This window comes from Actinoalloteichus fjordicus, assembly GCF_001941625.1.
Taxonomy (GTDB): Bacteria; Actinomycetota; Actinomycetes; order Mycobacteriales; family Pseudonocardiaceae; genus Actinoalloteichus_A; species Actinoalloteichus_A fjordicus.
The window spans coordinates 3,096,963-3,113,973 of sequence record NZ_CP016076.1 but is presented as its reverse complement, the minus strand read 5'-3'; the positions used below and the strand labels follow the sequence as shown (position 1 = coordinate 3,113,973).

Sequence of the window (17,011 nt, the reverse complement as noted above, 5' to 3'; positions counted from 1 at the left end):
GCTGGTGGTCGCAGCGGTTGCGATCCTCACCGGCCCCGAAGGGCCGGTGCCACCGCCCCGGCCGGACCGGCCGGGGCACGACGAAAGGAGTTGCGATCCTCACCGGCCCCGAAGGGCCGGTGCCACCGGGCCAGCGAGAGGCCGGCCGCGCCTTCCAGGAGTGGTTGCGATCCTCACCGGCCCCGAAGGGCCGGTGCCACCCGTACCCGTGCAGGGGGGGGTGTACCTGTGGGGGTTGCGATCCTCACCGGCCCCGAAGGGCCGGTGCCACCCTGCTTGTACAGGGGCATTGCAGTTCGAGACGTCGTGAGGTTATCGGATGTTGACCGACACGCCCGGCAGACGGTTCGGAGTGACACGGCGTGTCGCCCGACGCTTGCCCTCCCTAAGCGGCCAGCGACAAGGCCAGTGGATCAGCAGCCCTTCATCCCTCGCTGCTGGCGAACGTAGGAAGTCATCGGACAGTACCGAGAGCGGCAGCATCGAACGGGCAAGCTCGGCAGGTCGCGTCAGTCTCCAGAGTGGACCGGACGGGGTCTTTCAGTCCCATCAGTCACTCAGTGGCCATGTCGCTGCGTGATCCGGTGAGACCCACGGTCGCGACGTCGGTCCATTCGTACTGTCGGTGATCACGGTTTAGTTCGATGAGGCTCAGGGCCGAGACGGTGACTTCCGCGATGTGCGCACCGTGCGCGGCGAGACGGTCTGCGATCGGTTCGGCGGGGCCGCTCACGTTGGAGTAGGCGAGGGTGACGTGAGGTCGCCAGCCATCGGCGCGTTCTGGTACGTGATCCCAGACGTCGTTGATCGCCGAGCGCAGAACACTGCGGGTCTCGATCAGCGGCTCGGCCGGGCGCACGGGCAGGTGGACCGTCTCCGGATCGAGTCCGGCCGGACCGACCGTCACGGCGAACGGTGCTACCTCCGCGAAGCGACGGCGCGCGGCGAGCACGATGGCGTCGACGTCGGTGTGCTCCACCTCATCCGTGAACCCGAGACCCTGCATGGTCAAGTGCAGCCACTCGACGGGAACCGGGTCGAGCCCGCCCAGGCCGTCGAAGCAGGGTGCATAGGCGTCGACGAGGGCTTGCACGCCCGGTTGGGCGGCGAACGTGACATGCCAGGTCCAGAACGACCGGCCGACTCGCCATCCCGGCCGCCACCACCAGTGATCCGCCATCGATTCCACGCGGGGCTCCTCCTACGCAGACACAGCTCCAAGCATTTATGGACCGCCGCAGCCTGGTCAATCAGTCTCACAAAGCTCCGCCCCGCCAAACAAGGTGGAGGGAGTGTCGGACAAGCGCGCAGCGGCCAACCACATCTGCAGATCCGGCATAGCCTCTTCCGGTTCGCCGTCCCACTGCCGTCAATATACCGACAGCTATCAGGCGACGACGCATCGTCGTTCTCTCTGCCTAGACTCGTCATGGAGGCAAAACGGCAGCGCGAGGCTGCGGCTTCGCCGAGACGAGTGGACGTGATCTCCCATGCCTGTGAGCAATGCAGACCATCGTCGTGACGTCGGCAGCCGGTTGCGCAGACACCGGGAACGTAGCGGGAAGTCTCGCGCCGTGTTGGCAGGCTTGGTCGGGAAGTCCGAAGACTGGCTGAAGAAGATCGAACGTGGTGAGCGTGGTCTGCCGTTGGGCATGGCGGCGCAGGTGGCACGTGAACTGGGAATACGGGATCTCGCCGCACTGTACGGCGGTGATCTCTCTGCCCCGGTGCAGATCGCGGAATGTCCCGCTCATCCGGCTGCGGAGATGGTCGGACACGCGCTGACGGAGTATCTGCCCGACACCGAGGCCGCGCCTTCCGTCGACCATTACACAGCGGCGGTGGCGCGGGCCTGGCGTGACTGGCACTCCTCCCCTACCCAGCGGACCTATGCCGCAGGAGAGCTTCCCGGTCTGATCCGAGCCGGCCGGGCTGCGGTGCGTGAGTCCGAAGGGGATGCACGCAAGCGGGCGCGCGGTGCGCTGGCGGATGTCTACCACTTGTGTCAGGCATATCTTGCCTGGCAGGAGAACGGCAGGCACTGGTACTGGCTGTCGGTCGACCGAGGGCAGCAGACCGGTGAAGATGCCGACGACCCTGCCGCCCGGGCGGCATCGCTGCTGTACTCGTCGTTCGCTCTCCGTGTCACCGATCGTGCTGAACAGGCCTTGGAGATGTTGGAGACGGCGACTCGCACTCTCGATCCCCGACTTGCCGACGGTGACGATGAGACCCGTGCCCTCTGGGGTGCGGTACAGCTGGCACGAGCCTCGACCACGGCTCGCCAGCTCAAGGACCCGTCCGCGTGGGTGCACTGGGAGCGAGCGGCAACTGTCGTCGACACGCTGTCACCCCACTATGGACATCATCACCATGGGTTCAGTCGGCAACACGTCGATCTCCACAAGACCTGGATAGCCCAGTCTCTCGGCGACGCCACTGAGGCACTGCGGCACGCCGACGATGTCGACGTCGATGCCATCCCCTCGCGGAGTTGGCAGGCCTCGCACCTGGTCAACGTGTCCCGTGCCCTGCACCAACAGCGTGACAGCGGCGCACTGATCCCGCTGCTCCAAGCGGAGCGCTACTCCTCCGAGGCGTTGCGGTTCAGTGTTTCTGCACGGGACGTCGTCATCAGCCTGGCCACGACCGGCCGATCCACGATTCGCTCCGAAGCGACCAGACTCGCCGAGCGGCTCGACATCCTCGCCTAGGGACAGGGTGTCAAGGGGGACGATCTGTCCCCTTTCATCCCTGCTTGCGCGCCTAACGTCACCGATGATTACCGGAGGTGATGAAGTGGGCACAGGTTGTCGAAGTCGGCTCACCCGGCTGAGTTCGAGCCCGAAGCGTCGTGGCGACGTGCTCAGGCGTTGGCAGCGAATGACACGATGTTGCGAACAGGTGGCGTCTGCCGTTCCAGCTGACAAGCCGCGTGAGAACACGGAGACAAAGCCGGGCTGGCGTTCGCGCGCGGAGCAGGCACCGGGGTCGGTGGCGTCATGACCCTCACCGAAGACCCGTTGTTCCTGGTTCTGGTCGTGCTGTGTGTCGGGCTGCCCTCGGTGGAACTCGCGTGGCGGCGGTGGCGGCGAGCGCACCCGGTGCGGCGGTCCCCGTCGCGGCGGGAGTGGGCTCGGTTGCGCGCCGCGAACCTGCGCACGGTGGCGGCGCGGGACGAGGCCGAGGAACAGGCAATCCAGCGGCGGGCAGCCGTGCGCCGACGGCTCGACGTCGTCGCTGCTCAGTGTCGGGCGGGTGCGGTGGTGGCGGCTCGCCGACGGTCCGCCGCGACTCCGGACGGGTGGGTGCGGGCCTTCTCCGGGAGCCTGACGTGACGCCGACGGTCCTCGCCCCGACACCGCCCCGCCGTCGGCAGTGGGGACAACGGGCCGAGACCGCCGACGGGCCTCGTGACTGTGATGCCGCCGCCGTCGATCGGGCGGTCGGTACTGTCGAGGCGCCCGACAACCAACGTTGGGCAGGCCGGTTCCGGCGGTTGGAGCATCGGCGGGACGACGGCTACCGCTCGGTGACCGTCGCCGTCTGTGGGGCGGTCCTCGTGCCGGTGGACGAGTGGGTGCGGCTGCTGCGCTGCGCGACGTGCTTTCCGGCGGTGGACTCGTGACCAGTGTGGCGTGGTTCGTGCGGACGGTGCGGTCGGGGGACACGCATCTGGCCTCGGCGCAGTGGAACGGCTACGGCCCCGTCCGACCGTTGTGTGCCCCGGAGGTCGAGTTCCGGGCGATGAATCGTCGTCCCCTGACCGTCTGCTTCTACGACGAGCAGCGATGCCCGCTGTGCCTGCCGCATACCGACGATGATCGGGTTCCCGCGCCGAGGACTCTGGCGGTCGTCCGATGAGCGCGGACTCGGCGTGCTGGTTCACTCAGGACGCCCTGCCGCAGGCCGGGCTGTGCCTGGACCGACATCTGGTGTGGGGACGCCGCCCGGCCGAGGGGACGGCGGTGGTCGCCGCCTGCGGGGCCCCGGTGATCGTGAGTCCGTCGCCTGCCTGCGACGTGGACGGCGATCTTCGGCTGATCGGCGTTCGGCCGTGTTGGTACTGCGTCGAGCAGGCGACTGGCGTGCCTGGGCCGACGCAGAACTTCGGCGCCGCCGGGCCTGCCCCGCCACCGCCTCGCGCCGCAGGCGGCGACGGCACGGGTCTTCGAACGTCGGCTCCGGAGCGACCGCCGCTCGCGGGGAGCACGCGCCGTGCGCTGCCCGCTGCCGCCCCGCGTCTCGCGCCCTGACTCCCCGACCGCCGCCCATCGCCCTCGAACAACCATCGAACCCCGCTTCGCCTGCGCGATCGGACAGCCGCGGCAGGTCGAGGCACCTCTTTCGACGACAAGGAGAGACCGGGCCCATGCCCGACGAACAGACGCCCAGGCCGCCGCAGGCCTTCGCCGCACAGGCCGCCACCGAACAGGCCGCCACTCGACAGAACGCCGTCAAGCCGGACACTGCCGGGCAGGCCCCGAGCGGCACAACTTCCCGGACACCGCCGCAGGCCGCCCGCGAGGCGGGAGCCTGCTCGGCACAGGCAGGCGGCACCGACGTCGGACCCGCAGGCAGGCACACGGACGTCACGCACGACTCCGCCGGGCAGGCCGCGACATCGCAGGCCGCCGCCGCTCCTGCCGGCCGAACCGGTCAGTCCGGCGGCACGACGAAGCTGCCGCTTCAGGTGATTCCGCGCATTCACCCGTCGGTTCCCACACGACTGCCCGCAGCCGTGTCGCCGTCACCCGCAACCGCACCGACCGGGTCAGCGGCAGGCTCCTCTCCGATCACCCGGCCCTACCCGCTCGCGGCGAACGGCGGCACGACGCCCGGCCCGCAGGCGGGCAACGCCGACACCGCCGAGCCCTGGCTGGTGTGGGAGGCGCTGCTGGCCGCCGTGCAGCGGTGGACGGTGCAGCCCGCCGAGGCCCTCCGGCACGCGCACGGGATCACCGTCTACGACTATCGCCTGCTGCGGCTGCTCGCACGGGCCCCGCGTCCGATGCGCAAGGCCATCGCGAACACGGCGCTGGATCTGCCGCCCCGCAGCCTCGATCACAGCGTCACCCGCCTCTCGGAACGCGGATATCTGGTGGTGCAGGGAACCCGCGCCGCCCGGCGGCTGGCGCTGACGCCCTCGGGTGCGGAGTTCCTGATCGAGGTGGTGGAGACGCTGCGCGCGGTCACGACCGCCGGCCTCACCGACACCGCCCTGCGGCCGACGGAACGGGCGGTGCTGGTCGCGCTGCTGGGCAGGCTGCGGACGTGAGCCGGAGATCCCGACGAGGGGGGCACGAGAAGGCGTCGACGCTCGGTACCGCAGGGAGAAGGCTCGCCTGCCCGCCGCGCGACGTCAGGAGAGCGCGGCCGCTCGGCAGCGGGTGTCTGCCATGGAGCGGAACGTCGATGCGGCGGCCCGATCCGGCGACGGGAACCGGCATTTCGTGGCACACGCGGAGATCACGTACTCCGGATACCTTCGCGCCACGCCGGGGGTTGCGCTGAACCCGCGGTTCTCGACCACCGTGGATGCCGCCTCGGCGTGGAACGGTGACCAGCGGCGACATCTACCTGTAGCAGCCGTCTGCACGCAGGCTCAGCCGCCCGCGTCGCCGTACTCCAGGCCACCGTCCGCTGCGGCGCCATGCTCGGTGCTGCCGTACTCGGTGCCGCCGTCGCCGAGGGCGAGGAACACCACGCCGGGCGAGCGGCGCCATCTGCGGCCGGACGTGCCCGCCATGGCGAGGTGCGGTGACGTCGTCGCGATGTCGGGCGGCGGGACGAGCAGCAGCGCGGTGACGTGCTCGGTCATCGGGGAGAAGTCGCCGTCCCACAGGACGGGCACCAGGCCTGCGGGCATCGGCCCGTCGTCGACGACGACGCCCCATCTCGGCGGGCTATCCCGAGAGAGGACGCGGGCATCCAGCGGGAAGAAGTCGCTCGGGACTGCTCGCGACTGTCCGGCCGGCTCGCTCACGGCGTCAGGTTACCCGCCCGGGTGATCTCCGAACGGGTCGACGGTCAGAGCCGCCCGCGCGTCTCCCGCGCCTGCGACTCCGATCCGTCGTCGAGCACGGACTGCGCCCGGGCCCGCCTGCGCCAGGGCGCGCGCTCGCGAGCGGAGGCAGGCTCCCACCAGCCCGGCATGGCCGTGGCCAGCAGGGTCGCCGACCGCACGACCAGCCATCGACCGCAGGAGCAGCGCAGGTAGCTCAGCATGCCCTCCGACGTGCGGTGCCGGGAGGCCTCGACGAGATCCTCCCGACCGCAGGAGGGGCAGCGCGGTTTCGATCGCCGGTCGACACTCATCCGCCCAGCGTGGTGTCATGGTTCAGTGTATTTCAACCCTTACGGCGGGCTGGCTGCCGAGATGGCGGCGGCGCTGGTCAACCTCGGGCCGGACGCCTCCCCTGACGACCTGTACGAACTCCTCGTGACCCACGACTATCTGCCCAGGCAGCGGCCGACCCCGCAGCAGACCGGGCGGCTTCTCGACTGGGCTGCCCGGCTTCGGCCGATGTTCGACGAGACCGACCTGGACCGGCAGGTCGACCGCGTCAACGAACTGCTCGCCGAGTCGGCCGCCCGGCCCTACGTCTCTCAACACCACGGACGCACGCCACACCTGCACTTCGCCGACGAACAACGCCCGCTGGAGGAACGGCTCCGGGCCTACACCGCAGCCGGGTTGGCGACGGCGATCTGCCAGGACGCGACGCGCCTCGGCTCGTGCGCGCGGGACGGCTGCGAGGTCGTGTACGTGGACAGCTCACGCAATGGACGACGGCGGTTCTGCTCGACTCGATGCGCCAACCGCGTGTACGTCGCCGACCATCGCAGGCGGCACGCGGCCGAGGGGCGGGACGGCGGAACCCGACACGAGGGTAGGACGACCGAACAGGTCACCTGACCTCGTCGACCAGGGTCACCGAGCACCGCGCCTGCGCAGCGGCACGGTCCTCACCCGGAGTTCTGCGGGGCAGGCGGGGCCAGGCCCGCCTCCTCCTCCGGCGGAAGGTCGGGTCCGCGCATATCCGGCTCTGCGACGCCGGGCTGACCGTCCACGTCCGGGGGATCCATCCCGGCAGTCAGGTCGCTCTCGTGCGACGGAGAGTTCCGTTGCTCCGGCGGAGGCGGGCTCGCAGGCAGGACGGGTTCCTCTGGCGGAGGCGGCATTGTCGGCGAGGCCGGTTCGTCGGGCTCCGGAGGGGCTTCGCCCGCCCTCTCATCGTCCGGGACCACCTCGACCTCCGGGTGGACGCTCGGGGCGCTGTCGCGTGACGAGGGTGTCGGACCGGCGGGAATCGCGGGCGGCGCGTCGTCGGGGCCGCCCGGCAGTACGACCGCGGCCAGGATGATCACCGCTGCCGTCAACCCGCCGCTGATCAGCATCCCCACCGTCCGCCGCACTCGACGTCGTCGGCGCGCGAGTCGGATGATCTTGTCGGCATGCAGCCCGGTCGGCGGCGGCTCCTGCTGCGCGAGACGGGCGAAGTCCGCCCGGAGATCCTCCTCAGGCATCGCCTCTCACTCCATCCGTCGATGACGATGCCGCGACACGTTCGGCGAACTGATCACCCAGTCGTGTACGAAGAGTCGCCAGGGCCTTGAACGTCTGGCTCTTGACAGTCCCCGCCGTGCAGCCCAGTGCCGCGGCAGCCTCGCTGATCCCGAGATCGTGCCAGTACCGCAGGACGAGGACCGCCCGTTGGCGTGCGGGCAGGGTCGCCAGCGCGTCCAACAGCACGATCCGATCGTCGTCGGGAGCCGCCTCGGCGGGGCGCTCCGGGGTCGAGTCCGTCAGCCACTCCCGCCTGCGCCACAGCCTGCGGTGCTCGGACACGAAGGTCCGCACCACCACCTGGCGAAGGTAACCCCCGAGACGATCGCGCTGGTACAGCCGAGGCCACGCGAGATAGACCTTCAGGAAGGCGCTCTGAGTCAGATCCTCGGCCCGGTGCCAGTCGCCGCACAACAGCCGCGCGGTGAACCGCACACCCTCGACGTACTCGTCGAAGCAACGGCGAAACGCCTCATCGTCGGAGGTCGCTGCCGGGGACGAATGTGTGTGCGAAGCACTCACTTCGAAGTCGTCTCCTGTTCCACGGGCCCGCCACGGGGGCGCCGCCTGCGTGACAGCGCCCCCGCCTGCCGACTCGCAGCCTGCGATGAATGATGAACCGACCGTCCGTCGACCGATCGTGGTTCCTCAGCGTCCTACGACTCGGACGCTCGAGGCGCAGGCGACTCGGCCACCGGAGGAGCGGGTACCTCAGACGGCGTGGGCGGAGCCTGGTCCGACGGCGGCGGGACCGCCACGGGCGGCTCGGCCACCGGACGAGCGGGTACCTCCGACGGCGTAGGCGGCACCTCCTCCGAGGGCGGCACCGGCGCCTCCACCGACGGAGGGACCGCCACCGGCGGCTCGGCCACCGGAGGAGCAGGCGCCTCCGACGGTGTGGGCGGCACCTGGTTCGACGGCGGCGGAACCGGCACCTCCCCCGACGGCGGCGCAGGCGGGTCCGCCACCGGCGGCGCGGGCGGCCCGGCGATTTGCCGGTCCCCCGTCTCGTCCGACGGTGCCTGCGCCGTTGTCGACTCCTGAACGGACTCGTCCGAGGACCCGGCCACGACCTCCCCGACGGCCGGAGCCGCCACGACGATCAGCGCGAGCCCGGCTGCCGCGATCGCACCCGTCAGCGCCTTGCGGTTGATGCGCACGAGGTGACCTCTTCTCATTGGCTCGGTGTCGACAAGATCGACGACACTTCACTTCGAAGCACGCGACCGGGGACCGACAAGGTTGCCGGGGCCGCCGTGACGCCGATCACTTCCGGCGGCCCCGCCGAGAAACGAACGCGCCGAGCGGCCCGCGCCGCCCGCACCTCGGCAGAGGCCGCGCACACACAGCGGCTCGCCTCGTCGGACACCCCGCACACGCAGGCACGTATCCACTCAGAGCAACCGTTCGGATACGCTGCGCCGATGCCGTCGAAGTACCCCGAGCCACGCCGGACGTCACCCTCAGTACCTGGGCGCGTACTCAAAGCCCTTATGATCGCCGCCGTGCGGAGCAGCGCCGACGATTGCGAGTCCGAATGGTGAGCCGTGCTCGATCCCTGCTCGACCGGTACCGACGGCATGGTGCCAAGGCATTGCTGGCACAGGCACGAACGGCAGCGGCGCAGCTGTTGACGCCCGTGCCTGCCTCGCCCGTGGCGAAGGCGCCGCCGTCCCCGTTCCAGGACCCGCCGCAGGCCCGTCCCGTCACGCCGCGAGTGGGCGACGACGTGTTGGCAGGCATGTGCGCGGGCATCGCGGTCCGCGATCTCAACCTGGTCGACTCCCTGCTGGCGATGCTGGAGCAGATGGAGGTCGACGAGGACGACCCCGACACCCTGAAGCGGCTCTACCGCCTCGATCACCTGGCCACGAGGCTGCGGCGGAACGCGGAGAACCTGCGGGTGCTGGCCGGGCAGGAGGCGGGCTCGACCACCGAGGAGACCACCTCGCTGATCGACGTGATCCGGGCGGCCATGTCCTCCATCGAGCAGTACACCCGCATCGAGATCGGTCGGGTGGCGGGACTCGCGGTGGCAGGGTTCGCCGCCGACGACGTGAGCAGGCTGGTGGCCGAACTGCTGGACAACGCGGCGGCGCAGTCGCCGCCGAACTCCACCGTCACGGTGAGCGCGCACATCACCGAGCAGGGCAGTGTGCTGCTGCGGGTCGAGGACGCCGGAATCGGACTCCCGGCCGAACGCATCGCCGTGCTCAACAAGCGGCTGGTCTCCGCGCCTCGGCTGGACAACGACTCGATCGAGCACATGGGCCTCGCGGTCGTCCGCTCGCTCGCCCGCAAACACGAGATCAAGGTGTGGCTCGGCAGGCGGGCCCCGCACGGCACGACCGCCTCGGTGCTGCTGCGCACCGAACTGGTTCGAGAGACCGCGCCCGCCGCCTGGGTGAAGCCCGCGGAGCCGCCGGGCAAGACGACGCCTCGGGCCTCGATGCCCGCCCCCAGGGCAGCGGATTCGCCGCCGAGCGAGGTGACGGCGAGCGGACTGCCTCGACGACTGCCTGCGGGCAGGCGAGGCGACTCCTCGGCCGCGTCCCCGACGGCGGCCGCCCTGCGAGAAGTGGAGACGACCACGTCAAGCGGCCTGCCCCGACGGATCTCACGCAGCCTGCGCACCGATGTCCGGCCGGAGGAGTCGGCGCCGAGAACCCCGGCGGCCGTGCCCTCCCGAGGCGAGGCGCAGGCGAGGGCAGGTCGGGCACAGCTCGTCTCCGACCTGGGCGCGTTCGCCGACGGCGAGCAGGCGGCCAGGGCGGGCAGGCACGCGGAGGACCAGCAGAAGCGAGATGGAGAGACAGTCCATGACGACTGACAACGACACGCGGCCGCGCGACTTCGCCTGGCTGGTCAACGGCTTCGTCGACCGGGTGCACGGGGTGACGCACGCCCTGATCATGTCCTCGGACGGCTTCCCGCTGACCTCGTCGGACTCCGTCGACCGCGACGACGCCGAGCAGCTCGCGGCGATCTCCAGCGGACTGCTCAGCCTCGCGCGCAACAGCGCCACGCTCTTCGGCAAGGGCAGCTGCGAGCAGATCATCATCCGACTGACCGGCGGGTACTTCCTCTTCATGGGGATCGGCGAGGACGCCGGGCTCGCCGTGCTCACGTCGCCGGGCTGCGACATGAAGGTCGTCGCCTACGAGATGACGCAGTTCGTCGACAACGCAGGACATGCGCTGACCCCGCAGGTCCGCTCCGACCTGCGGCGCGTGGTCACCGCCCGCCGCACCAGCGACTGAACCGCCGGAGGAGGACCGACGACGGATGGCCACGACCGCGAAGCGCAGCGCCAGGGTGCGCCCCTATGCGATCACCGGCGGACGTACCAGACCACGCCACCACCTCCTGGTGGAGACGCTGATCTCGGTGCCGCACTACGACCCGGAGTTCAGCGAGACGCTGATGCCGGAGGCACGAGCGCTCTACGAACGAGCGCGGATGACGATGTCGATCGCGGAACTCTCCACGCATCTCACCACTCCACTGGGCGTGATCCGCGTCCTGATCAGCGACCTTGCCGCCCAGGAGATGGTGTTCATCCACCCGACCGGTCACGCCTATCAGTACGACCGGCACATCCTGGAGAGGATTCTCGATGGACTCAAGAGACTTCCAGCCTGACTTCTCCTCGTTGACGATCTCGGCGAAGATCGTCATCGCGGGTGGCTTCGGCGTCGGGAAGACCACCTTCGTGACCTCGGTCTCGGAGGTGCCGCCGCTGAACACCGAGGCGTGGATGACGGAGGCGGGCGAGGGCGTCGACACGCTCGACCCGAGCGGAGACAAGACGACCACGACGGTCGCGATGGACTTCGGCCGGATCACCCTGCACCCGGACCTGGTGCTCTACCTGTTCGGCACGCCGGGCCAGGCCCGATTCTGGTTTCTCTGGGACGACCTGTCCCGCGGCGCGTTAGGGGCGATCGTGCTGGTCGACACGCGACGCATCCAGGAGTCCTTCGCAGCGATCAACTACTTCGAGAACGACTCGGACATCCCCTTCGTCGTCGCGGTGAACAAGTTCGACGGCAGGCTGGGCCACGATCTGGACGAGGTGCGAGACGCGCTGGCGCTCGCCCCGGACACTCCCCTGACCACCTGTGACGCGCGCGATCCCGGCTCGACGGCCGAGGCGCTGCGGGAGCTGGTCTCTTACACGATGGACCTCACCGTCTCCTACGGGCCGTCCTAGGCCGGGGAGGTGCCGGTGCGGGCGGAGGTCCGCCGAGATCCCAGGACGCCGAGTCATCGTCTCCGGCCCGTCCGCAGTGGACCGCGCTCCGCCCCAGGAGGGCGGCTCCACGACGGACGAACGGACGCTCGCGACTCGACCGGTTGCATGTCGAAGCACGGCGCTACGAAGGGTGGCACATGCGGAAGGTGTTGATAGTCGGGGCGGGCCAGGCCGGTTTACAGCTCGGCCTGAGTCTGCTGGCACACGGGTACACGGTCACGATCATGTCGGCGCGCACCCCGGAGGAGCTGCGGAGCGGGCGGGTGATGTCCACCCAGTGCATGTTCGGTCCGGCCTTGGAGAAGGAGCGGGAGTACGAGCTGAACCTGTGGGAGGAGGACGCACCGAAGATCACCGGGCTAGGCCTGTCGGTGGCCGGGCCCGCAGGCGACCGGGTGTTGGACTGGGTCGCGCCGACCGGCGAAATCGCCCAGTCGGTGGATCAACGGCTCAAGATGGCGGGCTGGCTGGAGCTGTTCGAGGACCGGGGCGGCACGGTCGTCTTCCACGGCGTGACGACCTCGGATCTGGACGCACTGGCCCGGCTCTACGACCTGGTGGTGATCGCGGCGGGCAAGGGCGAGCTGGTGCAGCTCTTCGACCGCGACCCCGCGCACTCCCCGTTCACCAGCCCGCAGCGTGCCCTGTCGGTCGCCTACGTGCACGGTCTCGGTCCTCGACCGGAGCATCCCGAGACGACCGCGGTGCGGTTCAACGCGATGCCGGGGGTGGGCGAGCTGTTCGTGATCCCCGGTCTCACTCTCAGCGGGCCCTGCGACATCCTGTTCTTCGAGGGGATTCCGGGCGGGCCGCTGGACTGCTGGCAGGACCGGCCGGGTCCGCAGGATCACCTGAGTCGAATGCTCGAGTTGATCAGGCAGTACGTGCCGTGGGAGTACGCACGGTGCGCGGGGGCGGAACTCACCGACGACCGGGCCACCCTCGCGGGCGGCTACACCCCGGTGGTCCGCAGACCGGTCGGTGAGCTGCCCGGCGGCGCCCGGGTGCTGGGCATGGCCGACGTGGTGGTGGCCAACGATCCGATCACCGGGCAGGGCTCGAACAACGCGAGCCGGTGCGCGGCGTCCTACCTGGACAGCATCGTGGAACTCGGCGACCAGCCGTTCGACCAGGAGTGGATGCAGCAGACCTTCGACCGCTACTGGGTCGAGGCCCGGCACGCCACCTCGTGGACCAACACCATGCTGCACCCGCCCGAGCACGTCCCGGAGATCCTCGGCGCCGCGGCGCAGGCACCGGCCGTCGCGGCCCGGTTCGTCGCGGGGTTCTCCGATCCGACCAGCCTCCAGGAGTGGTTCTTCGACGCCGACACGGCCAGGAGCTATCTGGCCTCGGTGACGGCGAGCCAGTCCGTCTGAGGGCCGGGGGCGGGCGGGAGTTGCCGCTCCCGCCCGCCCCCGGAGCTCCGGCCGGTCCACCCCGCCGCCCGGCCTAGCCGACGACGGAGCCGGGGAGGACGGCCGGGACCGCCACGGCCTGGTCGTCGATCGGCGCCGTCCCGGCCGCCAGGAGCGGCCCGACGGTGGTGGCGATCCGCAGTGCCGCCACCAGGTCGCGGTACAGCTCATCGGCCACCAGCAGCTCGGCATGGGTGCCCTGTGCTCGCACCTGGCCCGCCTCCACCACGATGATCCGGTCGGCGTCGATCACGGTGGAGAGTCGGTGCGCGATGGTGACCACCGCGCCTTGTGCCGCGACCCGCGAGATGACCTCGTGCACGGCGGCCTCGGTGAGTCCGTCGAGCTGGGCGGTGGCCTCGTCCAACAGCAGGATCTCCGGGTCGGAGACGAGGGCCCTGGCGAGGGCGATGCGCTGTCGCTCGCCCCCGGAGATCGTCGTGTCGGCGACGGAGGTGTCCAGTCCGTCGGGCAGCGCCCGCACCCGGTCCGCCAGACGAACCTCGGCCAGCGCGGCCCAGACCGCCTCGTCGTCGGCGTCGGGATGGGTGTACAGCACGTTCTCGCGCAGGGTTCCCGGTACCAGCGGGGTGTCCTGCTCGACGTAGACGATGCGACGCCGCACCTCGTCGGCGGACAGCTCGGCGAAGGGGACGCCGTCCAGTCGGAGTTCGCCGCTCTCGGGCTGGAGGAACTTCAAGATCAGCGAGAACATGCTGGTCTTGCCCGCTCCGGAGGGGCCGACGACGGCGGTGTGCCCGGTGCGGACGATGTCCAGACTCACCCCGGTGAGTGCGGGGGCGGAGCCCGGTGCGTAGCGGGCGGTGACGTCGTGCAGCGAGAGCACGGCGTCGGTACGTCCCGCCGAGGAGCCGGTGTGCGCTGGCGGGACCGTGCCCGTGGCACTCCCCTCGGCGGCGCCGTTCGACGTCTCCCCGGGCTCCTCCACCTCGAGGGCCTGGATCTCCCGAATCCGTGCGGCGGCGGCGATGCCGGACTGGAGTTGGCTGAAGGTGGTGGTGAGGGTCGACACCGGGTCCATGAGCTGGAAGGCGTAGAGCAGGAAGGCGACCAGGCTCGAGACCGCCAGCGCGCCCATGCCGACCCGCCAGGCGCCGACCGCGAGGATCAGCATGATCGCGATCTGAATGCCCGCTCCCGCGATGGTCCAGGCGATCGCGTCGATGCGCACGGCGCGGATGCTCTCCCGGCGGGCCTCGCGGGCCTCGTGCAGGACCCGCTCGCTCTCTCGTCCCTCGGCGCGGCTCGCCTTGACGGTGCGCAACGCACGCAACGCGCCCTCCAGCACGCCGCCGAGCCTGCCGACGGCCGCCTGGGCCTGCTGCTGTGCGACGGCGATCTTCGGCATGAGCAGGCCGACGGCGATCCCGACCATGGCCAGGGCGCCCATGGTGGTGGCGAAGAGGACCCAGTCGAGCATCGCCATCAACAGCAGCGCACCGAGCAGTCCCACGATGCCGTTGACGAGCTGGATGATGCTGGAGGCGGCGGCCTCCCGCAGCAGGACCGTGTCGGAGGTGACCCGCGTGACCAGCTCCCCGCTGGACCGGCCGGACAGCTCGCCGATCCGGGTCCGGAACAGGCGACGCACCATGGAGCCTCGGGCGTCGAACACGATCCGTTCGGCCAGGGTGCCCAGGAGGATCCACTGGATCAGCCCCACGACCGCCCCGACGACGAGCAGGATCGCCAGCAATCCGACGGCGGGGCCGATGGGCGCCTGCGCGCCGAGGCCGTCCAGCAGCCACTTGGTGACCATCGGCGTCGCCAGCCCGGCGCCGGTGGTCGCCAGGCCGAGCACGGTGCCTAAGACCAGCACTCGACGATGTGGCCGGACGAACGACCACAGGACTCTCAGATTCGCCCAACGCAGGGCGGGCGATTCGACCGACGCGGTCACGGTTGTGCTCCTCGATTGATCCGGCGACTCCCCGATGAATACTCAAGGTACCAGAATGGACCCATAAGGCCCGATTTTGGGACACCGCTGTGCCGCGTCGAGACACGACTGCGTCATGTTGACACGATAGCCGCCCACGGTGGGACCATGTCCCCGTGTCCACCGTGAAGGCAGGCTTCCGCACCAGGACGAGGCAGGCGATCCTCGAGGCAGCAGGCACGCTGCTGGGGGAACGCCCGTATGCATCGATGAGTGAGATCGCGGAGGCGGCCGAGGTCGGCCGAAGCACCCTGCACCGCTACTTCACCGATCGCACCGAGCTGATCGTCGCGATGTCGGAGGACCTGCTCGAGCGGCTCGGCCGGGCGGTCGCGGAGGCCGAACTCGATCACGGCACGCCTCGTGAGGCGCTGCGCCGCCTGCTGCACGGCTACTTCGACATCGGACCCCGCGTCATGTTCATCGTCAACGAGCTGCACGTCGACTGCAATGAGGCCTTCTACGCCAGGATGGCCGCGACCGAGGGGCCGGTCGAGCGGATGTTGGAACGCGGGCGGGCCGCTGGCGACTTCGACGACGCCCTCAGCACCGACTGGGTTCGGCGCATGCTGTGGTACCTGCTCTCGGCGGCGTGGGACGCCGTCGGCGAGAAGGCCATGTCACGACACTCCGCCATCGAGTCCGTCATTCGGACCTTGGAACACGGCGTCCTCGGGCGGGACGCCTGAGCAGGCGAACCGCCTGCGGGCCGCGCCGGGTGACCGGCTCGCTCGAGGCGTTCCGACTCGCACCGCTTGAGCAGCGCCAACGTGTCGCCGGATCATGGCGCCGTCCGCTGCGGCAGCCGTCGAGCAGGCATCCTGACCCGTACCTCCCCACCACCAGGCGCTCAGCCCTCGGGCACAGGGCCTTCGGGCGCAGGCGGCGTGGTGCTGCGGAGCGCGGCCGCTGCGCGGACGAGCGAGGCCGTCGCCGGTGAGTGACGGCTCGACGGCCAGGCGATCACCGTGGTGATGTGGGGCGCGTCGACGACGGGCACCGCCACGTGATCGGGCCACTGCCAGGCACGGCTGGAGGCGGGAATGACGAGCAGTGTCCTGCCGAGTGCCACGAGCTGAGCGAGCTGTGACTGGGTGCGCACCTCCGGCCCAGGGCCGTCCGGGTAGGACCCGTCGAGCCGGGGCCATCGGGCAATCGGCAGGTCCGGCACGTCGCTGACCTCCGCCAGCGTGAGCTGATCGCGGGAGGCGAGCGGATGGTTCGCGGGCAGGAGCGCGATCTGGCCTTCGACGCAGAGGTCCTCGGTGTCGAACCCGACGAGGTCGTCGACCGGCCGGTGCATGAGCGCCACGTCGGCGCGCCCGTCGCGCAGCGCCCGCGCCTGCTCGCCGACCTCGCACAGCAGGACGTCGATCGGTGGCGCATCGGGTTCGCTCGCCACCGCGTCGAGGAGTCGTTGCAGCAGCTCGTGCGAAGCCCCGGCCTTCGTCACGAGCACCAGCGGCCGCGACGGCTCGCCTGCCCGCCGGGTCCGACGCGCCGCGGCCGCGACCGCGTCGAGGGCCTCGCGGGCCTCGCGGAGCAGCACCCGGCCTGCGTCGGTGAGCGCCGCGCCACGCCGGTCACGGTCGAGGAGCCGGACACCGAGCCGCCGCTCCAGCAGCCGGATCGCGCGCGAGAGCGGCGGCTGGGCGATCCCGAGCCGATCGGCGGCGCGGCCGAAGTGCAGTTCCTCGGCGACGGCGACGAAGTACCGGAGTTCGCGGGTCTCGAGATCGTCCACCGACGAAGCCTACCGGCTGATACCCGGGGAGTATCAGCACTGACCGAATCGATCTTGGACGGCA

The 17,011-nt window shown here is 70.4% G+C and carries 21 protein-coding genes and 1 CRISPR repeat array (1 of these 22 running past the window's edge); of the genes, 13 read left to right on the top strand and 8 right to left on the bottom strand.

Translation table 11 applies throughout. From position 1 onward, the window contains the following. Positions 1-271: a CRISPR direct-repeat array (repeat unit 37 nt; unit sequence GTTGCGATCCTCACCGGCCCCGAAGGGCCGGTGCCAC) (it extends 503 nt beyond the left edge of the window). Between the two features lie 282 nt (positions 272-553). Beyond that, a complete protein-coding gene (locus tag UA74_RS13865) occupies positions 554-1,180 on the bottom strand; it encodes a 2'-5' RNA ligase family protein (protein WP_075743794.1) in 627 nt (208 codons plus the stop codon). A 310-nt stretch (positions 1,181-1,490) separates the two neighbouring features. On the opposite strand from UA74_RS13865, the gene UA74_RS13860 reads away from it, so the two are divergent. The 6 genes from UA74_RS13860 (at position 1,491) to UA74_RS13835 (ending at position 5,278) form a co-directional block, all read left to right on the top strand. Further along, positions 1,491-2,714 carry a helix-turn-helix domain-containing protein gene (locus tag UA74_RS13860; RefSeq protein WP_083683192.1) on the top strand — a complete coding sequence of 408 codons (1,224 nt, stop codon included), beginning with the start codon at positions 1,491-1,493 and terminating at the stop codon, positions 2,712-2,714. 288 nt (positions 2,715-3,002) lie between these two features. After that, a complete protein-coding gene (locus tag UA74_RS13855; protein ID WP_075740602.1) occupies positions 3,003-3,338 on the top strand; it encodes a hypothetical protein in 336 nt (111 codons plus the stop codon). Beyond that, positions 3,335-3,628 carry a hypothetical protein gene (locus tag UA74_RS13850; RefSeq protein WP_157434166.1) on the top strand — a complete coding sequence of 98 codons (294 nt, stop codon included), beginning with the start codon at positions 3,335-3,337 and terminating at the stop codon, positions 3,626-3,628. The genes UA74_RS13855 and UA74_RS13850 overlap by 4 nt, the downstream gene beginning before the upstream one ends. Further along, positions 3,625-3,864 carry a hypothetical protein gene (locus UA74_RS13845; RefSeq protein WP_075740600.1) on the top strand — a complete coding sequence of 80 codons (240 nt, stop codon included), beginning with the start codon at positions 3,625-3,627 and terminating at the stop codon, positions 3,862-3,864. The genes UA74_RS13850 and UA74_RS13845 overlap by 4 nt, the downstream gene beginning before the upstream one ends. Next, positions 3,861-4,256, top strand: a complete 396-nt coding sequence (locus UA74_RS13840; protein ID WP_075740599.1) for a hypothetical protein — start codon at positions 3,861-3,863, stop codon at positions 4,254-4,256. Before UA74_RS13845 ends, UA74_RS13840 begins: the two co-directional genes overlap by 4 nt. Before the next feature lie 116 nt (positions 4,257-4,372). Continuing rightward, entirely contained in the window at positions 4,373-5,278 is a 906-nt protein-coding gene (locus UA74_RS13835) for a MarR family winged helix-turn-helix transcriptional regulator (protein ID WP_075740598.1), read from the top strand. 327 nt (positions 5,279-5,605) lie between these two features. Here the strand turns inward: UA74_RS13835 and UA74_RS13830 are convergent, their stop codons facing one another. Next, complete coding sequence (locus UA74_RS13830) at positions 5,606-5,986, bottom strand: hypothetical protein (RefSeq protein ID WP_157434165.1); 381 nt, start codon at positions 5,984-5,986, stop codon at positions 5,606-5,608. 44 nt (positions 5,987-6,030) lie between these two features. Next, the gene (locus UA74_RS13825) at positions 6,031-6,318 is read right to left on the bottom strand and encodes a hypothetical protein (RefSeq protein ID WP_075740596.1); all 288 of its coding nucleotides are present in this window, start codon (positions 6,316-6,318) and stop codon (positions 6,031-6,033) included. 25 nt (positions 6,319-6,343) lie between these two features. Here UA74_RS13825 and UA74_RS13820 point away from each other — a divergent pair, with 25 nt between their 5' ends. Next, positions 6,344-6,919, top strand: coding sequence for a CGNR zinc finger domain-containing protein (locus UA74_RS13820; RefSeq protein WP_075740595.1), 576 nt, complete (start codon positions 6,344-6,346; stop codon positions 6,917-6,919). Between the two features lie 50 nt (positions 6,920-6,969). On the opposite strand, the gene UA74_RS13815 is transcribed toward UA74_RS13820, so the two are convergent. From UA74_RS13815 to UA74_RS31790, 3 genes are all read right to left on the bottom strand, one after another. Continuing rightward, the gene (locus tag UA74_RS13815) at positions 6,970-7,530 is read right to left on the bottom strand and encodes a hypothetical protein (RefSeq protein WP_075740594.1); all 561 of its coding nucleotides are present in this window, start codon (positions 7,528-7,530) and stop codon (positions 6,970-6,972) included. Further along, a complete protein-coding gene (locus UA74_RS13810) occupies positions 7,523-8,092 on the bottom strand; it encodes an RNA polymerase sigma factor (RefSeq protein ID WP_075740593.1) in 570 nt (189 codons plus the stop codon). Before UA74_RS13810 ends, UA74_RS13815 begins: the two co-directional genes overlap by 8 nt. A gap of 134 nt (positions 8,093-8,226) precedes the next feature. Then, positions 8,227-8,730, bottom strand: a complete 504-nt coding sequence (locus UA74_RS31790) for a hypothetical protein (RefSeq protein ID WP_157442215.1) — start codon at positions 8,728-8,730, stop codon at positions 8,227-8,229. Positions 8,731-9,107: 377 nt separating this feature from the next. Between UA74_RS31790 and UA74_RS13800 the strand changes: the two genes are divergently transcribed. The 5 genes from UA74_RS13800 to UA74_RS13780 all read left to right on the top strand — a co-directional run bounded on the left by UA74_RS13800 (position 9,108) and on the right by UA74_RS13780 (position 13,204). Beyond that, positions 9,108-10,400: a sensor histidine kinase gene (locus tag UA74_RS13800; protein ID WP_075740591.1), complete on the top strand. Its 1,293-nt coding sequence runs from the start codon at positions 9,108-9,110 to the stop codon at positions 10,398-10,400. Continuing rightward, a complete protein-coding gene (locus UA74_RS13795) occupies positions 10,390-10,830 on the top strand; it encodes a roadblock/LC7 domain-containing protein (RefSeq protein WP_075740590.1) in 441 nt (146 codons plus the stop codon). Before UA74_RS13800 ends, UA74_RS13795 begins: the two co-directional genes overlap by 11 nt. 25 nt (positions 10,831-10,855) lie before the next feature. Then, positions 10,856-11,212: a DUF742 domain-containing protein gene (locus UA74_RS13790; protein WP_075740589.1), complete on the top strand. Its 357-nt coding sequence runs from the start codon at positions 10,856-10,858 to the stop codon at positions 11,210-11,212. After that, positions 11,187-11,783 carry a GTP-binding protein gene (locus UA74_RS13785; RefSeq protein ID WP_075740588.1) on the top strand — a complete coding sequence of 199 codons (597 nt, stop codon included), beginning with the start codon at positions 11,187-11,189 and terminating at the stop codon, positions 11,781-11,783. Before UA74_RS13790 ends, UA74_RS13785 begins: the two co-directional genes overlap by 26 nt. A 179-nt stretch (positions 11,784-11,962) precedes the next feature. Further along, entirely contained in the window at positions 11,963-13,204 is a 1,242-nt protein-coding gene (locus UA74_RS13780; protein WP_075764507.1) for a styrene monooxygenase/indole monooxygenase family protein, read from the top strand. A gap of 73 nt (positions 13,205-13,277) precedes the next feature. Here the strand turns inward: UA74_RS13780 and UA74_RS13775 are convergent, their stop codons facing one another. Beyond that, positions 13,278-15,164, bottom strand: a complete 1,887-nt coding sequence (locus UA74_RS13775; RefSeq protein WP_083683191.1) for an ABC transporter ATP-binding protein — start codon at positions 15,162-15,164, stop codon at positions 13,278-13,280. A gap of 155 nt (positions 15,165-15,319) precedes the next feature. Here UA74_RS13775 and UA74_RS13770 point away from each other — a divergent pair, with 155 nt between their 5' ends. Beyond that, positions 15,320-15,892 (top strand): TetR/AcrR family transcriptional regulator, encoded by a 573-nt coding sequence (locus tag UA74_RS13770; RefSeq protein WP_075740586.1) that lies wholly within the window; start codon positions 15,320-15,322, stop codon positions 15,890-15,892. Between the two features lie 161 nt (positions 15,893-16,053). Here the strand turns inward: UA74_RS13770 and UA74_RS13765 are convergent, their stop codons facing one another. Continuing rightward, on the bottom strand, positions 16,054-16,947 hold the full coding sequence (locus UA74_RS13765; protein WP_075740585.1) for a LysR family transcriptional regulator: 894 nt from the start codon (positions 16,945-16,947) through the stop codon (positions 16,054-16,056). Positions 16,948-17,011 lie beyond the last annotated feature (64 nt).

What these genes read in the sequence shown, in the direction of transcription:
- UA74_RS13780 (WP_075764507.1), top strand. Translation starts at nt 11,963, where the DNA reads ATGCGGAAGGTGTTGATAGTCGGGGCGGGCCAGGCCGGTTTACAGCTC.
- UA74_RS13835 (WP_075740598.1), top strand. Translation starts at nt 4,373, where the DNA reads ATGCCCGACGAACAGACGCCCAGGCCGCCGCAGGCCTTCGCCGCACAG.
- UA74_RS13790 (WP_075740589.1), top strand. Translation starts at nt 10,856, where the DNA reads ATGGCCACGACCGCGAAGCGCAGCGCCAGGGTGCGCCCCTATGCGATC.
- UA74_RS13865 (WP_075743794.1), bottom strand. Translation starts at nt 1,180, where the DNA reads ATGGCGGATCACTGGTGGTGGCGGCCGGGATGGCGAGTCGGCCGGTCG.
- UA74_RS13855 (WP_075740602.1), top strand. Translation starts at nt 3,003, where the DNA reads ATGACCCTCACCGAAGACCCGTTGTTCCTGGTTCTGGTCGTGCTGTGT.
- UA74_RS13795 (WP_075740590.1), top strand. Translation starts at nt 10,390, where the DNA reads ATGACGACTGACAACGACACGCGGCCGCGCGACTTCGCCTGGCTGGTC.
- UA74_RS13840 (WP_075740599.1), top strand. Translation starts at nt 3,861, where the DNA reads ATGAGCGCGGACTCGGCGTGCTGGTTCACTCAGGACGCCCTGCCGCAG.
- UA74_RS13785 (WP_075740588.1), top strand. Translation starts at nt 11,187, where the DNA reads ATGGACTCAAGAGACTTCCAGCCTGACTTCTCCTCGTTGACGATCTCG.
- UA74_RS13815 (WP_075740594.1), bottom strand. Translation starts at nt 7,530, where the DNA reads ATGCCTGAGGAGGATCTCCGGGCGGACTTCGCCCGTCTCGCGCAGCAG.
- UA74_RS13825 (WP_075740596.1), bottom strand. Translation starts at nt 6,318, where the DNA reads ATGAGTGTCGACCGGCGATCGAAACCGCGCTGCCCCTCCTGCGGTCGG.
- UA74_RS13860 (WP_083683192.1), top strand. Translation starts at nt 1,491, where the DNA reads ATGCCTGTGAGCAATGCAGACCATCGTCGTGACGTCGGCAGCCGGTTG.
- UA74_RS13800 (WP_075740591.1), top strand. Translation starts at nt 9,108, where the DNA reads ATGGTGAGCCGTGCTCGATCCCTGCTCGACCGGTACCGACGGCATGGT.